Genomic DNA, 20177 nt, shown 5'->3' with positions numbered 1-20177 from the left:
TCAAATCGGGCCCTCTCCATGGAGAGGCTTTTTATTTGTTGGAGTAAAGCAGGTATACTGCCAGGGTTCGATTTTAAAGCCCGAAGTTATGCCATATACGCTTGCCAGCCTGGTCAGTTTTGAGGAAGACATCAAAAAAAGCCGATTTCAGGCATTTGCGACCCCTGTAGAAAATGAACAGCAGGTCAAAGATTTTCTGGACGCTTATCGTGATCCAAGTACCACGCATCAATGCTGGGCCTGGAAAATTGGCCATCAGGTGCGCTTTAATGATGATGGTGAACCTTCAGGCACTGCGGGGCGCCCGATTCTCGCCACCATTGAAGGTAATGAATTGACTAATGTACTGGTGCTGGTCAATCGCTGGTATGGCGGGATTAAACTCGGCACTGGAGGTTTGGTTCGTGCCTATGGCGGCTGCGCTGGACAATGCTTGCTGCTGGCAGACAAAATTGAACTGATTGAAAAGAAAAAAGTGCAATTTTTCTGTCAGTTTAATGAATGGGCCATTTTTCAGTATGAACTGAATCAGCAGCAAATCGATTATCAGGAAGACTATAGTGCCGAAGGCGTTCAGGTTCAGGCACAGTTGCAGAAGCATCAGATTGAAGCTTTTGCTTTAAAAATTCAGGATGTGACTCGTGGCCGTGAACAGCTCAAAATCATAGAAGAAGCAACAGATGACTGAAGCAGATCCATTACTGAAATATCGTGAGCAGCATAAACATCGCCTGAACTATATGCCTTGGCTATACTGGTCCTTAAAGCCGAAAAACCGTGGCTGGGCAGAAGCTTGGCAAAAAGAATATCAGGCTTATCTGATGGAAATGGAAACCGTCGAGATTGGTGAAAACTGTTTTATTTCACCACTGGCACATATTTTTGCGGAACCGGGACGCAAGATCGTCATTGGCGATAATACCTTTATCGCCGCAGATTGCACCCTGCATGGCCCACTGGATATTGGTAATGAAGTGGCGATCAATCATCACTGTATTTTGGATGGTGGCCGGCTGGGGATTAAACTGCATGATCAAGTGCGTATCGCAGCGTATTGTCATCTGTATGCATTTGATCACGGTATGCAGCTAGAACAGCCAATTTATCAGCAAGCGGTACGCTCACAAGGCATCGAAATTGGCCGGGATGTCTGGCTCGGCGCACATGTCGGTATTAAAGATGGCGTTAAAATCGCAGATCAGGCCATTGTCGGAATGGACAGTATGGTCACCAAAGATGTCGAAGCACGGGCCATCGTTGCTGGGAATCCTGCAAGCTTTATTCGATATCGCGAATAAAGCTTTACACTCGGTAGATCTCTTTCATCAATCAGAAAATGATGGTTCTATTGATATTTAAATCCATGAGATATTAAAAGCCCTTTCTCCCTTTCGGATGAGAAGCATTGCGTCGCAAGGGCATGAGCGGATTTTATAAAGACTTCTTCCTTGTGCAACAGTATTGCTGATTTCCTGACAGCAAAAGGGAATTTCGCTGGTATAAATTAGAAAATGATTTTAAACGCATTTTAATGACCTGAATTTAAGTGTTTGGTCTAATGGCCGAATTATTCTTCTAATTATCGGTCAATCACATAAAAGTTAACATATTTCAATTCAAGCCTTACAGATTTTGCTGCACATTTTATAAAGCTTATGCTAAGTTAAAAATAACAAAGAAATTTTTATCATAAATAGAGAGGCTAAACATGAAACGTGTCATCGCCTGCATCGACTCTTCACCATGTATAAACGCGCTGGCAGACGCGGCTGCATGGATTGCCAAACAGACTGGACGTGAACTGGTTTTGTTACAGGTCTTGGATTATTACCCGGCCAGTTATCATCTGGGCGAGATCAGTGGGGTAATCGGGTTTGAAAGCAATGCCATGTTGCTGAAGGAATTGGCCGAGCTTGAACAAAAACAAAGCGAAATTGCCTTGGATTATAGCAATAATCTGCTGCAACATATTTCCGAGCGGATTTTAGCCGAACATGGTATTCAAACCACACATATTCAGGAAAAAGGGGATTTTCTGGAGCAAAGTTTCCAGATTCTTGAGCCGGATGATATCGCATTAATTGGATTGCTCGGTGAACGCTCAGCGGAAAAAAACAAACCGATCGGCACCAATGTCGAAAACTTTATTCGTGGCGCCAATTGTACCGTGATGACCGTTGGGGAGCAGTTTAAACCGCCAACACGATTTATTTTTGCCTATGAATATTCTCCAACCTGTATCAAAATGATGAGACGGATTGCGGAAAGTGATCTGCTGCGTTTATTACAATGTCACCTGTTATATATTGGCGATCATGCCGAAATTTTAACTGAGCCGCTGCAATATCTGACTCAAGCGGGTCTAGATGTAGTGCCGCAATATCGCTATGGCGATGTCGCCGAGAATATTTTGACCTATCAACAGGAGATGGGTATTCAACTGATTGTTCTGGGCGCATTTAGTCACAGCAAAATCCATCAGTTTTTCCTCGGTAGTATTGCCACCACAATTTTCCGTAATTCCAAGGTGCCTTTACTGGTTGCAAAGTGAGGATTGCCTAAAAAGCAAACAAAATAAAAATTTCAACGTAAATTGTTACAGCTTGATTTAAAAATGATCAGAGTTATCCTCATATATTGTGGATAACTCTGTGGTTAATGTTTTTAAGTTAATGTTATATATAATAAATATGGGGCTGGGTGATTTTTGTTCTTCTGGTTTTATTTGACAATCGCGAGTGCAAAACCATCATGTCCTTTACTGCCTACAGTCTGTAAAGCGGTACAAGATAATATACGTGGATGATTTTGCAGCGCTTTAAACATATCACGGATGCCTTCAATACTTGGCTTGTGATTGTCCGGATTGATAATCTCGCCTGCACGGATTACATTGTCCAGAAAAATAAGTGTACCTGAATGCGACAGATTTAAACTGAGTTCCAGATATTCCGGATAACTCTGTTTGTCTGCATCAATGAAGATAAAATCAAAAGTCTCGGTCTCTGCGGGTAGAGCTTTGAGTACATCTGCTGCACGACCACATTTCAGTTCAACAGTTTGCTTGAGCTGGGCACAGTCAATATTTTCCTGACCCATTGCCGCGTGGGTATCACGTCCTTCAATTGTCAGGATATAACCATCATCGGGCAAAGCACGTGCCAACCACATGGTGCTGTATGCGGCAAATGTTCCGAGTTCCAGTACACGTTTACATTGATTCATCTGGATCAGCATCTGCAACAACATGCCTTGATTTGCTGCTACAGCCAGATGATCTGGCAGACCATGCGCAGCAGTATTTTCCAGCGTCTGGTTCAGGATGGGATCTTCAGGAATTAAATGTGACTCAATGTAGTTGTCAATGTCTGTCCACATGTGTTGCATAGTTTTAGCACCATCAATTGCGATGGGTGCATTTTAAACTTTTCGCGGCATAGCGCAATTTATTGTGCTATAGCTGCTGTTTTTTTAGGCTATATAAAGTCTTAAATGAACTTTGTATAGCCGTTGTCATGACTTAGTAATTACACATTGAGGAGTTTCGCCCCAGACTTGGCCCCCAGGTACGGTAACCTTGGGTATCGATGTGGATCTGACCAGAAGCATACATGCCGAGTCCCATATTCAGACTTTGACCATGTTGCGCCCAGAACTGGCACAGTTTGAACTTGGTATTTTCAATATAACTATAGTCTTGCGCTTGTGGATATTCTGGGCCAATACGAAAATCGATGGCAGAATTATACAGATGGCGTGAAGAATTGGCGCCACCGGCACACTGGTTTAAAGGCAGGTCACGATAGACGGAAGTGACTTCAAAATCAGTCAGGACATTGGCAGCTACTAAATATTTAAATACACGCAAGGTTGGAACCTGATTGGCCCATAATTCACGGCTTGGAATCATGTACTGTGAACGACCACATTTGGCCCAGTCCCGCGCGGTGCGCATTAATTCAAAACTGGGAATAATATTACCTACGCCATTGCGTTCCAGAAAGACTTCGTACTCACGTACACGTGATAAATTATCCAGCGCAGAGACCCAGTGGGTATACAGATAAGGTACAGTTTTAGGCTGGACTTTGCGGTCGTATTGAACACGTTCTTGGGGAATATAAATCCGCTTTCCATCGGGCACGGTCTGTCCCGGTGGTTTTGTGGTCGTGGTACAACCCACAAAAACGAGAGGGATTACACACAGACTCAATAATCCCTTTGCAAAATTCTTCATTTATAGAAATCAGATATTTATAAATAGCGCCATTTTAGACTAAATATACGGAGAAATTTGGAGAATATTGCAATAAAATGTGTGGATTGAGTATAAAAAAGATCAGCATGTGCTGATCTTTTTTAACTGAAATTAATTACTTTTCAAGATATTGTAATTTGTCAGCTTTACCATTCCATTCTTCACGATCTGCTGGCTGGTCACCAATTTGTGTGATATTTGGCCATTTTTGCGACAGGTCAGCATTCAATTCAATAAATACTTCTTGGCCTTCTGGTAATTCATCTTCAGAGAAAATTGCATTCGCCGGACATTCAGGTTCGCATAAGGCACAGTCGATGCACTCGTCCGGGTTAATCACCAGGAAGTTAGGACCTTCATAGAAACAGTCTACAGGGCAAACTTCAACACAGTCTTGATATTTACATTTAATACAATTTTCAGTGACAACGAAGGTCATGGCGACAGCTACCTAAAAAATATGGTTCTATTTACGAATACTGTATTTTAGGCAAAAACAGGGGGAACTAACAATTCCTTTTATTGATATTTGTTATATATAGGGCTGTTAAATTTGAAAAAAGCCGGAATAGGGCTAAATTCAAGTATAAATCAGTGCTAGACCCCATACGGGATGAGGTCTATGACTTAGAGAATTACCCCGGCTGTTTGAGTAAATCTTTTAGTGCATATAATTGTGCTAAGGCTTCGCGTGGACTCAGGTTGTCTACATCGATGTCCTCAAGTAATTCGAGAGCTGGAGATTCTTTCTCAATTTCGATAATACGTTCCACTGGCTCTACAATTTCCGGCAGTGCAAATAGATCATGTTGTAAACTCTTTGGTTTGGCCAGTTGCTGCTTTTCCAGAATCTTTAAGCGGTTTTGTGCTTCTTTAATGACTGATGCCGGAATACCGGCAAGTTTCGCCACCTGTAAGCCATGACTCTGGCTGGCAGGGCCATGTTGTACCTTATGTAACAAAATCAGATTGCCATTCAGTTCTTTAGCCGTGACATGGTAGTTATCAATGCCGCTTTCTTTATCGAGTTCGGTCAGCTCAAAATAATGGGTTGCGAATAGACACAGGCATTGAATGCGTTTGCTCAGATCCAGCACACAGGCCCAGGCCAGAGACAGGCCATCATAGGTACTGGTGCCACGACCGACTTCATCCATCAGTACCAGCGACTGACTGGTGGCATGATGCAGAATTTGCGAAGTCTCGGTCATTTCCACCATAAAGGTCGATTTGCCAGTTGATAAATCATCGGCAGAACCAATACGGGTGAAAACCCGGTCAATAGGCCCTAAAGTCGCAGCTTGTGCAGGTACATAAGCCCCGCAATACGCCAGCAAGACGATCAATGCGGTCTGGCGCATAAAGGTCGATTTACCGCCCATATTGGGTCCGGTAATAATCGCCATGCGATGGGAAAAGTCCAGTCGCGTATCGTTCGGTGTAAAAGCAGTTTTGCTTAAAGCTTCCACCACCGGATGACGGCCAGCAGTGATACTTACACCGACTTCAGGGCTGAATTTTGGACGTGACCAGTTGCGTAAACGTGCCTGATGGGCAAAGTTTGCCACCAGATCAATCTGGGCAATGGCACTGCTCATCATCTGTAAATTGCCGATATCCTGACGTAATTCATCCAGCAGCATTTCAAACAGCATTTTTTCACGCGCCAGAGCACGGGATTCACTGGATAAAACCTTATCTTCAAAGGCTTTCAGTTCAGGTGTGATATAGCGTTCAGCATTTTTCAGAGTCTGACGGCGGATATAGTGCTCGGGTGCCTGTTCGGCCTGAGCACGTGAGAGTTCAATATAATAACCACTCACTCGGTTATAACCAATTTTCAGTCCCGGAATTCCGCTGGCTTCACGTTCTTTAATTTCCAGATCAATCAGGAACTGGCTGGCGTGATCACGAATCTGACGTAATTCATCCAGTTCACTATCAAAGCCTTCGGCAATCACATTCCCATCACGCAGCAATACCGGCGGATTTTCTACGATGGCAGACATCAAGCGTTGATGCAGGCCATGGAAATCTCCGAGTTCTTCATTTAGCTGGATTAATAGCTCAGACTGTTGTTGACTGACAATCGGCTGTAGGGCATGGCGTAAAAATGGAATTTGCGCACAGGCCTGACGTAGTTGTACCAGATCCCGCGGTCGGGCACTGCCCAAAGCAATTCGGCTCAGGACACGTTCAATATCGCTAATTTCCTTAAGTACCAAACGTACAGGTACTTCATGGAAACCTTGTAGCAGGGCCTGGATGGCATCTAAACGTTCATCCAGCAAGGCAGTGTCACGCAAAGGCTGCATCAGGGTGCGACTCAGCAAGCGTCCACCCATAGCCGTCTGGCAATCATTAATTAACTGAAACAGTGAAGTACCATGCTCAAATAAAGGCTCAATCAGTTCCAGATTGCGACGCGTCACTGGATCTAGGGCAATAAAGTCGGAACTCTGTTCTAGCTGAATCGAACGAATATGTGGTAAAGCGGTTTTCTGGGTTTCTTTGGCATAGTGAATCAGTGCCGCAGCGGCAGCTTTTGCCAACGGCAAATGATCAATCCCGAAACCGGAAAGTGTGCTGACGGCAAACTGGTCGCACAAGGTTTTTTGTGCATTGTTCAGGCTAAAGTCCACATTGGGACGCTTCGTCACGGAAATATCAAGTTGCTGCTTGAGTTGCTCGGTCAGCATCGGATCAGCGGTATTTTCATCCAGCAAAATTTCGCTTGGCATTAAGCGCGCCAGTTCAATCATGAGCTGGTTAAGATCATAATCCTGCTGCTGTACTTTAAATAAGCCGGCACTGAGATCGAGCAGTGCAATCCCGATCTGATTTTGCTGAATACATAAAGCCACCAGATTAGAGCTTTGATGTGCACCGAGCATGGCATCATCGGTCAGGGTGCCCGGGGTGATAATCCTTACCACGCCGCGCTCCATGGGAGCCTTACCGCGAGTGCTCTCGCCCTCACCAATCTGCTCACAGATCACCACCGTTTCGCCTTTTTTGACCAGACGGGCCAGATAGCCTTCGGCTGCATGGTAAGGCACACCTGCCATTGGGATCGGCTGACCATTGGCTTTACCGCGATGGGTCAGGGTAATGCCTAAAATTTTGGCTGCCTTGTGTGCATCTTCAAAGAACAGTTCATAAAAATCACCCATACGATAAAACATCAATGAGTGTGGATGCTGCACTTTCACCGACATGTATTGCTGCATCATGGGCGTTAAGGTAGAAAGATCAGCCATAATTTCCGAACTGGTCATTAAAAATAAATCCTTTCAACAAGAGAGAAATGCAAATACTGATAAGCAGCGTATGCACAAAAAATTAAAGCACATCTAAACAGATCTATAAAAATATTTTATCGAGGATCTGTTCAGGAGCATAGTGAATGAGGTCGCTTATCTTAGGGTGCTTTAAATCAAGATTGAAACAAGTCTATCAAATTTAATTTTTAGAAAGAAATGAAATTCCAGATGAATGTTTAAGTCGTGCGACAGATCTGTCGGTCTGAACTTTTATTCAGCATGATTTCCAATTTTAAAAAACAAACCACCGGATGTGAACATGCAGTGGTTGATTTAAATTAAGGGAATTGTTTATTCGGGATCATAAAGACCCAGGTCAGATAGGTGTAATCTGAGAATCCGGCGCAATTCCAGTACGGCCTCAGGGGTTTCCTGAATGGAATGACCACCCTTAATTACTTTGTTAGATACTGCACCTTGCAAATAAGCACTTTCGTAGGAAACAATGCCATCACTCATCAGCTGAGGTTCTGTAGTATCTACGGTATTACCGATGATGGAGTGAAATTTGAAGCCGGTATAGGGCTGAATGTTTTTAGTTAGCGCATTGAATTTCGAATTTTCACTCAAATCACTCGGGCCGTTTTGAATCAGGTCATGTCCCAGTTCTTTGACAAATTCTTTTAATCCGATTTCGCCTTGTAAAGTATCAGCAAAGGCACCTAAAAATGCACCTGGAACCCGAATAATTTTACGCGCCAGTTTGGTATGCCAGCGATTGGCATATTCTGTGCCACGATGCGGTGTGGCCAAGAAAATCGCCCGACTAAAATTTGGAATCGGCTGCATTTGCAGGCGTGCTTGAAACAGCGGTTTATCCTTAAACTGTTCAATACGGGTATTTTGTACCAGTTTAAAAGCATCTTGGCTGATATCGGCATTGCTGACCATCAAACGGGCAATCACGCCGCCCATACTATGTCCGACCAGTACTGCATCTTTTTTAGCTGCGGCATTGTTCGCGACCTGGGCAAATCCTTGCTGAACCAGTGCATTGATTTGAAAACGGCTTTCCAGAATCGGCATGTTGGTAGAATAAAACACCTGCCAGACCTGAAAGTTTTCTCTTAGAACCGGATCCCCCATAATATCGTTGGTCATACGAATCCAGGCTTCGGGGCTGCTGGCCAGACCATGGACCAATACCAGGATCTTCTTGTTCGGATTATAAGGTTCAAGCATATACAGGTGGGGCATGCTCAGACTATCATCCCGATCAATCAGGGTCAGATAGGCCAGACGCCCCAGATTGTTCTCGGCCAGCCATAAACCATAAGGTGCTGAAAAATTGGCTGCCAGAGCATATTCCTTAGAAGCGACCTTAATTTTTTCATATTTATAGGGATCATAGAGTTTCAGATGAAATTCGGAGGTCGATAAAATCTGTTCAGTACTATTGGCTGATTTAGGTACAGCGGTGATCGTGGTGGCCAGATATCGTGCTGCGTGGATATTGGGATTGATACCATTCGGATATTTGTGATTGAGTGGGTCAGTAATATATTTTTTATCTTTTTCGGATGGTTGCTGCTCCGGTAGAACCACTAAAAACTCTGAACCAAAACCGTCACGACGGGTAATTGAACGAAGCCCAGAGAAGTTCATGTTGTAGGTGGATAATAGTTGCTCAATGGGCTGGTTTTTCAGCTGCGGAAAATTTTCCAGATCAATGCTATACACACTGTTACCCACCTGAATCCGTTGGCCGGAACGCTTGGTTTCATAACGTTCAGCATAGCGTTGAATCAGATGAGCAATCGCCAGGTTATAAAAATCACGAATCTGAACCTGACGGTTGTCGAAAATACGGTCTTGCGGGGCACGCTCGGTTTTAAACAGGTAGGCATAACTATAACGAATGCTTTTATCCAGCATGCTGAGCTGCTGATCCAGACATTTCTGGATATTCTGTTTTTGCAGCTGTTGCTTTTCCTGAGATTGGGTCTTGCTCAAAACACTGGTGTTGCACTCGGCTGACTTGGCATTCTGTAAAGAATTGGCGAGATACAACTCACTTGCTGTAGAAAGTAATTGTTCATCTAAAATCTGGGGAATCTTTTTAAGATCCTTTACACATTCTTCGGGCTGGTCAATACAGATCTGGGCTTCACGCCCCGTCATGGACAACACATTCAGACTGGCTTCGCTCAGTTTGTCGCGCGTCAAAATACTGTCACGCTCATTGCTGAGTGTGACATTAAGCGCCTGTTCCTTAACACTGACCACCTGACAGCCGCTCAGCACGCTGGTGATGACTAAAGTGCACAGTATTAATCTTTTATTTATTTTTTCGTGCATAAAACCTTTCACTGAATTTAAGTTGTAAGTTTGGATAATGGTTTGTATTTTACTAATTTTTTCTCATAAAAATAGACCGCCGTAGCAGTCTATTTGTAATCAGAGAAAGAAGATAAATTTTGATTATGGCGTTTTAGGCGTTGCAGCAGCTGGAGCTTGATTTGCGGTTTGCAGAACTTGCCAAACATTCCAGCGACCTTGTTTCTCAATTTCCTGAATCAGACGGTCTGCCACTTCAGCTTCTTGCGGGTATTTCACTTTATAGTTTGCCAAGGTTTGAGCCGCATTTTTTTTCTGTTCCAGCGCAATATAATTATTGGCTGCAGCAAGATAGGCTTCCTGAACGCCAGCTTTCATGGCTTTGTCCAGATAAGGAATCGCTTCACGTTGACCGCCACCTTCAGACAGGCCAAAGCCGAACCAGAAGTTCACTTCAGGATCATCTTGGTTGATCTTAAGAATCCGTTGTGCATAGGTCAGGGATTTGGTGGTATAGACTGAACCCAGATCCAGATTACGTGCCATGACACTGGCTTTAAATGCACGTACCAGAACATCGAAAGAGGCATTTTCACGTGCAGCTAAAGTATCCAGCTGTTGAGTGACTTCACGCAGTTTGGCTTCAAAGCCACGACGTTCCTGACGATCGCTAAAACGTGGTGGATAATGACGTGCTTTACCTTCCACCATTTGCAGGAAATCATCAATCTCGGTGATGTCGATTTCATTGGTATTTGCCAGAGCCGCATAACGCATTGAACGTGTATTGCTGTCTACAATGGGAATAATCAGTTTATTGACATCCAAGGTTAATTGCTTGGATGGATCATTTGGATGAGTCACGACCATTTTGGTCACGGGTTGAGCCGCAGCTTTTTGCAAATGCACCTCAAACGCAGGTGGTTCATTATAATTGAATGGATTTAATGCATAAAATGGCGGACTTAATTCAGGTTCTACAAAAACCACTTGATCCACAGGTTTCTCAGCAGACTTCTGAGAGACGGTCGAACATGCAGTCATTGTGAATGCTAAACAAGCAAGTGCCAAGGGCTTAAAGGTCATAATATTCATCCATTCGTGTTATTTTTTAAAACAGCTAGTACAAAAATCACATGACCGTCAGTCTATGAAAACTCTAACGATCATGCAAGTAAATGCATGTTACAGAATTGAACGCTCTATTCAGGCTTTAGACTGACTGGTCTGAGCTTCACATTCACGGCGCGCTTCTTCCAGAATCTGTAATTCTTTTTTGCTTAAAGGCTGACCATCTTGTTGCTGTTTATTAAAGGTCGGATCCAGCAAAGAAAGACGGTTGCACAAGTTGTTCATGCGTTTTTCATTTTGCTGAATACGGTCCAGTAGAATGCGCATACCCTCCAGAATTGGATCAGACTGGTCTTCAGTTGCAGCATAGGGCTGGAAGCCGATACTTTCTGCATAATCACGACGACGGGTTTCTGCATCATCCTTCGGTTTATTTTTGGTAATAAAGCGTGCAGGGTTACCCACAGCCGTCGTGTTTTCAGGAACTGCTTTAGTCACGACCGCATTAGAACCGACCTTGGCATTTTTACCGACAGTAAATGGCCCTAAAATCTTGGCACCAGCGCCAACCACCACGCCATCTTCTAAAGTTGGATGGCGTTTGCCTTTATTCCAGGTCGTTCCACCCAAAGTCACCCCATGGTAGAGGGTAACATCATCGCCAATTTCTGCAGTTTCCCCAATTACGACACCCATACCGTGATCAATAAAGAAACGCCGGCCTATCTTGGCGCCCGGATGTATTTCAATACCAGTCGCAAAACGGCTAAATGAAGACAACGCACGTGCAGTTCCCTTACAGTCTTTGTTCCATAGCTCATGTGCCATGCGATGCATGATCAGCGCATGGATGCCAGGGTAAGTGGTTAAGACTTCTAAGGTATTGCGTGCTGCAGGATCGCGCGCAAAGACAGCTTGTATATCTTCTTTGAGCTGTTTTAGCATTAGATTTGATCCTCGTCCTGTGATGATGTATGTGAAGATTTTTTCCAGGTGCCGTTATTTAAGGCCTGAACGCGGCTGAAAATACCACGAAGTAAATGATATTCCATACGATCTAATTGTATACGTCCAAAAAGACGACGCAAGCGTAAAGGCAATAATCTTGGATTTTTTGGGTCCATAAATTCAATTTCGGCCAGCATTTTTTCCAAATGCGGATAGAACTGTTCCATCTGCGCATGATTCACCAAAGGCTCATCCCATTCCATTTCAATGCCATCAATGACTTGCATGGTTGCTTTAGCATCACGTGGTTGTTCAATCTGGCTCATGGCTGCCATGCGCATTTCATAGCAGATCACCTGAATGGCTTGAGCCACATTCAGTACGCCGTAATCGGTATTGACTGGAATGGTCAGGTGATAGTTGGCCATTGCCAGTTCTTCATTGGTCAGACCGCGGTCTTCACGGCCAAATAGAATTGCAACTTCTTGCTGCTCTTGTACCACGGCGCTCATGGCTTTTGTCGCAGCAGGGCGCACATCTAACAGCGGCCAGGGAATGGTACGGCTACGTGCGCTGGTACCGAATACAATCTGACAGTCTTTAATGGCATCTTCGAGCGTTTCTACAATCTCGATCTGCTCGATCAGGTCAGTTGCGCCTGCGGCCAGTGCATCAATATCCGGATGCGGATAGGTTTTTGGCGCCACCAGAACCAGCTTGGACAGGCCCATGGTTTTCATGGCGCGTAAAGCACTGCCGATGTTGGCAGGTAAAGTGGTATTGACCATGACAATACGCACATGGGAGAGATGTGCTGAAACAGCAGCATTGTCAATTTGACTCATGAGGATTCCAATTTAAAGGTTTTTTAAAGATCAGGATTTATGAATATTGTGGCTGGGATTCAGCCTGATACAGTTCCAGCGCATCGTCCATGCTCATGCCAGCAGGTGGTGGTGGAACATTGACCGGTTTGGCCTGTTCATAAGAAACAGCTTTGGCGGCTTTGGACTTGACCTGATATTCAATATGCAATGCTTCTTTACCAAAATAATCACGCAATTTAGCCAATAGTTCGTCCAGTGGTGCCACTTTCCAGTTGAGACCCAGATGAAGTTCAGTCGTAGCATAAGGATAGTCTAAATACAGAATTACCGGAATATGCGCTGACATGTCGATATTGGTATATGGTGTCAAAATCTGCTGCAAGTCACGACTCAGACTTTTACTGAAATGCTCGGCAGTTAGGGTGATTTTAATGCTGTTGGCACGCTTCTGGCGAATTTCATTCAGGCTAAAGGCTTTAGTAAGACGTCCCATTGGGCGGTCAAAGCCTTCACGCTCATAAATTTCACCTTCAATCACCACAACTTTATCCAGCTGGATAATCTCTTTAAAGCGGTTAAAACGTTCATGATTGGCTGAAATTTCAATACGCGCCGTACCATCATCCAGGGTCATCATCATCCGGTTCGGGAAGTTGGCAATATCCACCACCAGTCCTGTAAACACGGTGGTGACACCACGACGTGTCGGCGTCAGTTCATTAATCTGACATGGTACAAAGGATTTCAGTTCATTACGATACACATCAATCGGGTGGCCGGTGAGGTACAGGCCAAGGGTGTCTTTCTCACCTTTCAGGCGAACTTCATCCGCCCATGGCTTGACCGGTTTAGAGGGTTTGCGCTGAACTTCTTCCACTTCACCAAACAGATCCATGATGCCGGTTTCACGGTTGGAGCGCGCCTGTTCCGCAGCTTGCACCGCTTCAGGCAGTTGTGCCATCAGGTCGGCACGATCAATGCCTAAACAATCCAGCGCACCGGAGCGAATCAATGCTTCCAGGGTGCGTTTATTGATTTTTTTCAGGTCAATACGATGACAGAAATCAAACAGGTCACGGAAAGGGCCTTCTTGTGTACGCGCGTCAATCACTGATTGCATCGCAGCTTCACCGACACCTTTAATCGCACCCAGACCATAGACAATGGTTTGTTCATCCGTGGCATGGAACTGATACAGCGACATATTCACTGACGGTGGTAAAACTTCTAGGTTATTCTTGCGACAGTCATCGATCAGAAACACCACGTTGTCGGTGTTCTGCATCTCCGAGGTCAACACTGCAGACAGGAATTCCGCCGGATAATGCGCTTTTAGCCATGCAGTCTGATAGGCAACCAAAGCATAGGCCGCAGCATGTGATTTGTTAAAGCCATAGCCGGCAAACTTTTCCATATAGTCGAAAATATGGTTGGCAGTGGCTTCATCAATGTCTTTTTTCGATGCACCTTCAATAAAGATCTGGCGCTGTTTGACCATCTCTTCCGGTTTTTTCTTACCCATGGCACGACGTAACAAGTCCGCGCCACCGAGGGTGTAGCCGGCACAGTACTGTGCAGCCTGCATGACCTGTTCCTGATAGACCATAATCCCGTAGGTGGGTTCTAGTACGCCTTCAAGCAAGGGATGTAGATATTCAAAATCGCCTCCATGCATCCGGTGGATAAAGTCAGGAATCAGATCCATCGGGCCCGGACGGTACAGCGACACGAAGGCAATAATTTCTTCAAATTTGCTTGGGCGTGCCTCTTTCAGCATCTTCTTCATGCCCACGGATTCAAACTGGAATACCGCGGTGGTGTTGGCATTGGCAAAAACCAGATACGCGTCTTTATCTTCAAGCGGGATATAGGCAATGTCTAAAGGCTTGTCAGATTTGATGCGTTTATTAATATTTTTAACTGCATCTTCAATTACGGTCAGGTTACGCAGACCCAAGAAGTCAAACTTGACCAGACCAGCAGATTCAACATCGTCTTTATCGAACTGTGCCACGCGTGAAGTACCATCAGCCTCACACATAACGGCAGAGAAATCGGTAATTTTGGTTGGCGAGATGACCACACCACCGGCATGTTTACCGGTATTTCGGGTAATGCCTTCCAGTTTTAGCGCCATTTCCCAGATTTCAGCCGCATCATCATTATCTGGGTTGGATGGATTGGTGACGATATCTTTAAGCTGTGGTTCGGCTTCTAAGGATTCCAGCAGACTCAGGCCTAAAGGCTTGGTCGGGATCATTTTCGAGATACGATCGGCCAGACCATAAGATTTACCCAAGACACGCGCCACATCACGAATCGCACCTTTGGCCGCCATGGTACCGAAGGTGGCAATTTGCGAAACTGCATCACGGCCATAAGTACGCGCCACATAGTCAATCACGCGGTCACGACCTGCGATACAGAAATCGACGTCGAAATCGGGCATCGACACACGTTCCGGGTTCAAGAAACGTTCGAACAGCAGTTCATAACGTAGCGGATCAAGATCGGTGATTTTTAAGCTATAAGCCACCAGTGAGCCTGCACCCGAACCACGGCCCGGACCAACCGGAACGCCGTTACTTTTCGACCACTGAATAAAGTCCATCACGATCAGAAAGTAGCCCGGAAACCCCATCGAGTTAATGATATTAATCTCGTACTCGATTCGCTCATCATAAGGCTTGCGAACTTCTGGCCAGTGTTCATCACGCTGTTCAGGCGGATACAGGAAATTCAGACGTTCTTCCAGACCTTCTTTGGACAAGTGTGCAAAGAAAGTATCAATGGTATGACCTTCAGGAATCGGATAATCCGGCAGAAAGTATTGACCCAGTCGCAATGTGACATTACAGCGTTTGGCAATGTGGTAAGTGTTCTCAATCGCAGAGGGAATATCCGAGAACAGCTCTGCCATTTCCTCAGCAGATTTAAAATATTGTTCAGGTGAATAGGTTTTAGGGCGGCGGTTATCCCCCAGTACATAACCATCGGCGATACACACCCGGGCTTCGTGGGCTTCATAATCATTGCGGGTCATGAAGTGCACGTCGTTATGTGCCACTACACCGATATTATATTTTTTGGCCAGTTTCACTGCTTCCAGAATGAAGTCATCTTCATCCGGACGGTTGGTGCGGGTCAGGGCGATATAAACGCGATTGCCGAATTTTTCGACCCATTCTTCCAGCAAGGGTTCCGCTTTTTGCGGATTTGAACTCATCAGCATCTTGCCGACATCGGAATGCATGCCGAGCAGGGCAATCATGTCCTCGGACTGGTTTAAAATCCATTGTTTTTGTACGCAGGGAATGTCTAATTGCTGACCACTGATAAAGCCTTCAGACACCAGTTCAGTCAGGTTACGCCAGCCTTTATTGGTCATCGCCAATAAGGTCATACGATGTTCGGCATCATTCAGGCGAATTTCAGAACCGAGGATCGGCTTGATGCCTTTGCCTAAGCATTTGCCATAGAACTTGACTGCGGCATGCAGGTTAGACAGATCCGTCAGCGCGAGGGCAGGCATCTGTTCTTTTTCGGCAGCTTTGACCAAGTCAGGTATCCGTACGATGGATTCAGTAATCGAAAATTCTGTATGAATACCAAGATGAACAAAGTGCATAGATGAGTCCCTGCTAAAACCATTGAATAGTTTAACATGGGATTTATTGTTTCAGTTTGAAAATGAGGGGAAATGGCTAACTTTTAGATTTTAATTAAATGTTGATTTGGGGCTTTGTCCATATCTATAACGAGATGGGATTGTTAACCGAAATTGAATTTCTGACTAGCGACATGGATGTCACCAGTTGATCTGATGGCACAAGGGAGTGTCATCAGATCAACAAAGGGGTTTTGTTACTTTTGCCCAGTCAAAAGTAAAAGAAAACCGTAAATAGTCGAAGTTTGCTCTTTCTAATATTTAAACAAAAAGCTTTAATAAGACTTAGAATAAATAACTTGATTAGAAAAGTTAAAGTTTCAGAAAATAAACGATTTAGAGCTGATAAAAGTTAATAATTTAAATTTAGTATTTTTACTTTTGAAAGATGAGCAGCATTGTTGCGAAAGCTAACAAAAATCTTTTGTTAGCTTGATGATATGTCCATATATCACAAGCTAACAGACGACTTCCTGTCGCCGTGGCACGTATCAAATAGTTGCAGGACTTTACTTTGAAATAATGAGAAAGGGTTCGTAAGTATTAAAAACAATAAAAACTAGATTAACGAAGTCGGGACAACCAGTCCCCCAGACTTTGTACAATCTGTACCAAAATCAATAACACAATCACCGTCATGATCACCACAGAGGTATCGAAACGCTGATAACCGTAAGAAATGGCCAGATCACCGATACCGCCGGCACCGACAGCACCCGCCATTGCTGTTGCACCAATCAAGCTGATGGTGGCAGTGGTCAGGTTCAGAATCAGTGAACTACGTGCTTCAGGTAAGACAAACTTGAAGATAATCTGCATTGGGGTTGCACCCATCGCTTGCGCAGATTCAATAATGCCTTCATTCACTTCCAGTAATGAGGTTTCAACCAAGCGACCAATATAAGGGCCGACATAAATAGTCAGTGGTACAATTGCGGCCCAAGTACCAATTGAAGTGCCGACCAAAAACTTGGTCAGCGGAATAACGGCAATCAGTAGAATAATAAATGGTAGTGAACGTAGCGCATTGACAATCGGATTGAGACCGTGATAAATCACACGATTTTGCAAGATGCCGTTAGGACGCGTCACCACTAAAGTAATTGCCTGAATAAAACCCCAGATACAGCCAAACAGCATGGCGAAGAACACCATATGAAAGGTTTCTTGCAGCGCTGTCACAAATTGATCCATCGACAGCGAGCTTTTCCAGAACGGCGCAGTAATTGTCGTCAGCCACTGTACAATTAAATCTCTCATGCCTGTACTCCTGCTTGATCTACCTGTACGCCGTTATCTTTCAGATATTGCACTGCAGCGCTAATCTCTGCGGAATCACCCAGGAGCTGAATAAACATCTGACCAATCACCGAACCATTAATTTCGGTCATGTTGGCAAACAGGATATTCAAACTGATATCAAACTGTTTAATCACGGCCTGAATCACCGTTTCCTGTGCCGAGCTACCAAGGAATTTTAAACAATAAATACTGTGATGATTCTGGTTTTCCAGATTATTCAGAATATTGACCGGCAAATGTTGCTGAAGCACGGTCTGAATAAAATTTTTGGTGGTCGGGTGTTGCGGCTGACTGAAGATCTGTAGCGTGCTGCCGGTTTCAATCACATCACCTTTTTCCATCACAGCGACATAATCACAGACGGTTTCAATTACATCCATTTCATGAGTGACCATGACAATGGTAATACCTTGCTCTTGATTGATTTTTTTGAGTAATTGCAGAACTGATTTGGTGGTTTGTGGATCGAGTGCCGAAGTTGCTTCATCACAAAGTAAAATCTTGGGATGGTTGGCAAGGGCACGGGCAATCCCGACGCGCTGTTTTTGACCACCAGACAATTCATCCGGAAAAGCCTGCCGTTTATGTTTCAGGTCAATAAAATCTAATAATTCTTCGAGGCGTTTTTCCCGTTCAGCCTTGCTCCAGCCCAGAAGCTTCATAGGCATTTCGATATTGGCCGCCACGGTTTTGGTTTGCATTAAATTAAAATGCTGGAAAATCATGCCGATATTGGCACGTTCTTGACGCAATGTTTTGGCATCGAGTGCGGTAAAATCTGTTCCATTAATGATAATCTGACCTGAGCTTGGACGCTCAAGTAAATTAATCAGACGGATGAGGGTACTTTTACCGGCACCACTATAACCGATGATGCCAAAAATACTGCCGGTTGGAATCGATAGATTAATCTGATTCAAGGCATGCAAGGTTTGACCCTTAAGCTCATACTGTTTTGAAATATCTTTAAATTCAATCATAGTGTCAAAAACTGCATCACGGATAAAAAAACAGGCAAGAAATCGTCCTTGCCTGTTCTAAAAGACTATTATAGTACTATTTTGATTCAGTTAAATACGTCACCGGCTTGTTTACTGCAACTTTAGTGCCACCAAAATTTTCATCGACATACGCTTGAACTGCTGGCGTATGATACAAGGCACCTACTTTTTGCAGTACAGGATCCGTTTGACGATCTGCTGCAACCGCTAATACGTTTACATTCATTTTTGTGCTTTGATCAATTGGCTCATAGTAAACCGCATCTTTTAATACGTTTAAACCGCCTTCCATTGCCAGCGTATTGCCTAGCACAATTGCATCAACTTCATCTTTTACACGGACTGCAGTTGCCATTTGAATGGGTTTGATCACGATTTTTTTTGCATTTTCAGCCACATCAGCTGTTGTGCCTTTTACATTGTCAAAGCCAGCTTTTAATTTGACCAGACCTGCCGATTGTAAAAGTAATAACGCGCGTGATTCATTTGCACCGTCGTTTGGAATGGCAATGGTTGCACCTGTTTTAAACTCATTCAAAGATTTTACTTTGCTTGAGTAAATTCCCATTGGTTCTAAATAGGTGGTAGACAATGGTGCAATTTTTGCTGTATTGGCATCGTTATAGGCAACCATATAGGCATATGACTGGAATGCATTGACATCGATTTCTTTATTGGCAACGGCTGTGTTCATTGACACATAGTCAGTGAAATTTTTCACATCAAGTTTAATGCCGGCTGCTTTGGTTTCAGGTAATGTGGCGATATAGCGCCATACATCTGCATCTGAACCGGTCGATGCCATGGTTACGGTTTGAAGGCCATTCGCATCATTGGCTTGTGCTGCATCATTGGCAGGCGCTTCTTGTTTGCCACACCCAGTCAAAGTTAATACAGAGGCACTCAATAAAACGCCAAGTAATTTTTTCATGAAATTTTCCTAATTTTAATCTTGCCTAGAGTATAAGCATTTTTAAATCGTGTTAAATAAGATTTTTATACGATCTAAGTATGTGTCCTGATCGTTGTTGGTACTGGCCTTAAACTAAAAGATCCAAGCCTACAGCAATCGTTCTGGTGAACGCGATCAAGTCAGAAATGCCACAAACCTGATTGTAAATAATCTATTTTGGAGAGAAAAAATAGATAGTTTATAAGCACATGAAGTAGTTTGAGCATTCTGGGATTGTCGATATCATAGCAATAAAACTATATTCGATATACTGGATAGCAAAGCCTTGTTTAGCTCTTTAATTGAATAAAAAACCAAGTTGTTTTATAAAAATATTAATTAAAACAATATTTTATTTATATTAGGGGTATGGTTTTTAGGGAGTTGTTTAAATAGTGAGCTTTATAAGATTTTATCCAATCTAAATCATAAAAATGGATATATATGATTTATTGATGGAATCAAAGTAGCGTTGCGCTGTTCTAGACATCAGGGTGTTATCTCGATTCAGCTTCTTTGGGAAATAGCACATAACTTCATCGTCTGTGCAC

The 20177-nt window shown here is 43.9% G+C and carries 15 protein-coding genes; 3 read left to right on the top strand and 12 right to left on the bottom strand.

From position 1 onward, the window contains the following. The first annotated feature begins 88 nt into the window (after window positions 1-88). The 3 genes from FTV29_RS03935 (at window position 89) to FTV29_RS03925 (ending at window position 2551) form a co-directional block, all read left to right on the top strand. Window positions 89-688 (top strand): YigZ family protein, encoded by a 600-nt coding sequence (locus tag FTV29_RS03935; RefSeq protein WP_159515872.1) that lies wholly within the window; start codon window positions 89-91, stop codon window positions 686-688. Next, on the top strand, window positions 681-1298 hold the full coding sequence (locus tag FTV29_RS03930; protein ID WP_180075105.1) for an acyltransferase: 618 nt from the start codon (window positions 681-683) through the stop codon (window positions 1296-1298). The genes FTV29_RS03935 and FTV29_RS03930 overlap by 8 nt, the downstream gene beginning before the upstream one ends. A gap of 410 nt (window positions 1299-1708) precedes the next feature. Then, window positions 1709-2551, top strand: coding sequence for a universal stress protein (locus tag FTV29_RS03925; protein WP_005171275.1), 843 nt, complete (start codon window positions 1709-1711; stop codon window positions 2549-2551). A 170-nt stretch (window positions 2552-2721) separates the two neighbouring features. Here the strand turns inward: FTV29_RS03925 and FTV29_RS03920 are convergent, their stop codons facing one another. The 12 genes from FTV29_RS03920 to FTV29_RS03865 form a co-directional block, all read right to left on the bottom strand. Beyond that, window positions 2722-3387, bottom strand: a complete 666-nt coding sequence (locus tag FTV29_RS03920; RefSeq protein ID WP_180075104.1) for an O-methyltransferase — start codon at window positions 3385-3387, stop codon at window positions 2722-2724. Window positions 3388-3520: 133 nt separating this feature from the next. Then, window positions 3521-4237, bottom strand: a complete 717-nt coding sequence (locus FTV29_RS03915; protein ID WP_074382876.1) for a D-Ala-D-Ala carboxypeptidase family metallohydrolase — start codon at window positions 4235-4237, stop codon at window positions 3521-3523. 136 nt (window positions 4238-4373) lie between these two features. Next, on the bottom strand, window positions 4374-4697 hold the full coding sequence (gene fdxA / locus FTV29_RS03910; RefSeq protein WP_004279936.1) for a ferredoxin FdxA: 324 nt from the start codon (window positions 4695-4697) through the stop codon (window positions 4374-4376). A gap of 196 nt (window positions 4698-4893) precedes the next feature. After that, on the bottom strand, window positions 4894-7536 hold the full coding sequence (gene mutS / locus FTV29_RS03905) for a DNA mismatch repair protein MutS (protein WP_180075103.1): 2643 nt from the start codon (window positions 7534-7536) through the stop codon (window positions 4894-4896). A 336-nt stretch (window positions 7537-7872) separates the two neighbouring features. Next, window positions 7873-9879: a triacylglycerol lipase gene (locus tag FTV29_RS03900; RefSeq protein ID WP_180075102.1), complete on the bottom strand. Its 2007-nt coding sequence runs from the start codon at window positions 9877-9879 to the stop codon at window positions 7873-7875. Window positions 9880-10002: 123 nt separating this feature from the next. Further along, the gene (locus tag FTV29_RS03895; protein WP_180075101.1) at window positions 10003-10944 is read right to left on the bottom strand and encodes an ABUW_2363 family tetratricopeptide repeat lipoprotein; all 942 of its coding nucleotides are present in this window, start codon (window positions 10942-10944) and stop codon (window positions 10003-10005) included. A gap of 120 nt (window positions 10945-11064) precedes the next feature. Then, entirely contained in the window at window positions 11065-11874 is an 810-nt protein-coding gene (gene cysE, locus FTV29_RS03890) for a serine O-acetyltransferase (RefSeq protein ID WP_005096684.1), read from the bottom strand. Beyond that, window positions 11874-12722, bottom strand: a complete 849-nt coding sequence (locus FTV29_RS03885; RefSeq protein WP_005096685.1) for an RNA methyltransferase — start codon at window positions 12720-12722, stop codon at window positions 11874-11876. The genes cysE and FTV29_RS03885 overlap by 1 nt, the downstream gene beginning before the upstream one ends. 37 nt (window positions 12723-12759) lie before the next feature. Continuing rightward, the gene (gene dnaE, locus FTV29_RS03880) at window positions 12760-16332 is read right to left on the bottom strand and encodes a DNA polymerase III subunit alpha (RefSeq protein WP_180075100.1); all 3573 of its coding nucleotides are present in this window, start codon (window positions 16330-16332) and stop codon (window positions 12760-12762) included. 603 nt (window positions 16333-16935) lie between these two features. Next, window positions 16936-17631, bottom strand: coding sequence for a methionine ABC transporter permease (locus FTV29_RS03875; protein WP_005096687.1), 696 nt, complete (start codon window positions 17629-17631; stop codon window positions 16936-16938). Beyond that, window positions 17628-18653, bottom strand: a complete 1026-nt coding sequence (locus tag FTV29_RS03870; protein WP_005171261.1) for a methionine ABC transporter ATP-binding protein — start codon at window positions 18651-18653, stop codon at window positions 17628-17630. Before FTV29_RS03870 ends, FTV29_RS03875 begins: the two co-directional genes overlap by 4 nt. Before the next feature lie 76 nt (window positions 18654-18729). Then, window positions 18730-19605 (bottom strand): MetQ/NlpA family ABC transporter substrate-binding protein, encoded by an 876-nt coding sequence (locus tag FTV29_RS03865; protein WP_100357114.1) that lies wholly within the window; start codon window positions 19603-19605, stop codon window positions 18730-18732. Between the last annotated feature and the right edge of the window lie 572 nt (window positions 19606-20177).

It is taken from the genome of Acinetobacter sp. YH12254 (genome assembly GCF_013417415.1).
In the GTDB taxonomy this organism is placed as follows: domain Bacteria; phylum Pseudomonadota; class Gammaproteobacteria; order Pseudomonadales; family Moraxellaceae; genus Acinetobacter; species Acinetobacter pseudolwoffii.
Note: the sequence above shows the minus strand (reverse complement) of the source record. Positions and strands in the feature narration are given on the sequence as shown.

Excerpts from the sequence above, each read along its gene's own strand:
- FTV29_RS03935 (WP_159515872.1), top strand. The coding sequence starts at position 89 with ATGCCATATACGCTTGCCAGCCTGGTCAGTTTTGAGGAAGACATCAAA.
- FTV29_RS03930 (WP_180075105.1), top strand. The coding sequence starts at position 681 with ATGACTGAAGCAGATCCATTACTGAAATATCGTGAGCAGCATAAACAT.
- FTV29_RS03925 (WP_005171275.1), top strand. The coding sequence starts at position 1,709 with ATGAAACGTGTCATCGCCTGCATCGACTCTTCACCATGTATAAACGCG.
- FTV29_RS03920 (WP_180075104.1), bottom strand. The coding sequence starts at position 3,387 with ATGCAACACATGTGGACAGACATTGACAACTACATTGAGTCACATTTA.
- FTV29_RS03915 (WP_074382876.1), bottom strand. The coding sequence starts at position 4,237 with ATGAAGAATTTTGCAAAGGGATTATTGAGTCTGTGTGTAATCCCTCTC.
- fdxA (WP_004279936.1), bottom strand. The coding sequence starts at position 4,697 with ATGACCTTCGTTGTCACTGAAAATTGTATTAAATGTAAATATCAAGAC.
- mutS (WP_180075103.1), bottom strand. The coding sequence starts at position 7,536 with ATGACCAGTTCGGAAATTATGGCTGATCTTTCTACCTTAACGCCCATG.
- FTV29_RS03900 (WP_180075102.1), bottom strand. The coding sequence starts at position 9,879 with ATGCACGAAAAAATAAATAAAAGATTAATACTGTGCACTTTAGTCATC.
- FTV29_RS03895 (WP_180075101.1), bottom strand. The coding sequence starts at position 10,944 with ATGACCTTTAAGCCCTTGGCACTTGCTTGTTTAGCATTCACAATGACT.
- cysE (WP_005096684.1), bottom strand. The coding sequence starts at position 11,874 with ATGCTAAAACAGCTCAAAGAAGATATACAAGCTGTCTTTGCGCGCGAT.
- FTV29_RS03885 (WP_005096685.1), bottom strand. The coding sequence starts at position 12,722 with ATGAGTCAAATTGACAATGCTGCTGTTTCAGCACATCTCTCCCATGTG.
- dnaE (WP_180075100.1), bottom strand. The coding sequence starts at position 16,332 with ATGCACTTTGTTCATCTTGGTATTCATACAGAATTTTCGATTACTGAA.
- FTV29_RS03875 (WP_005096687.1), bottom strand. The coding sequence starts at position 17,631 with ATGAGAGATTTAATTGTACAGTGGCTGACGACAATTACTGCGCCGTTC.
- FTV29_RS03870 (WP_005171261.1), bottom strand. The coding sequence starts at position 18,653 with ATGATTGAATTTAAAGATATTTCAAAACAGTATGAGCTTAAGGGTCAA.
- FTV29_RS03865 (WP_100357114.1), bottom strand. The coding sequence starts at position 19,605 with ATGAAAAAATTACTTGGCGTTTTATTGAGTGCCTCTGTATTAACTTTG.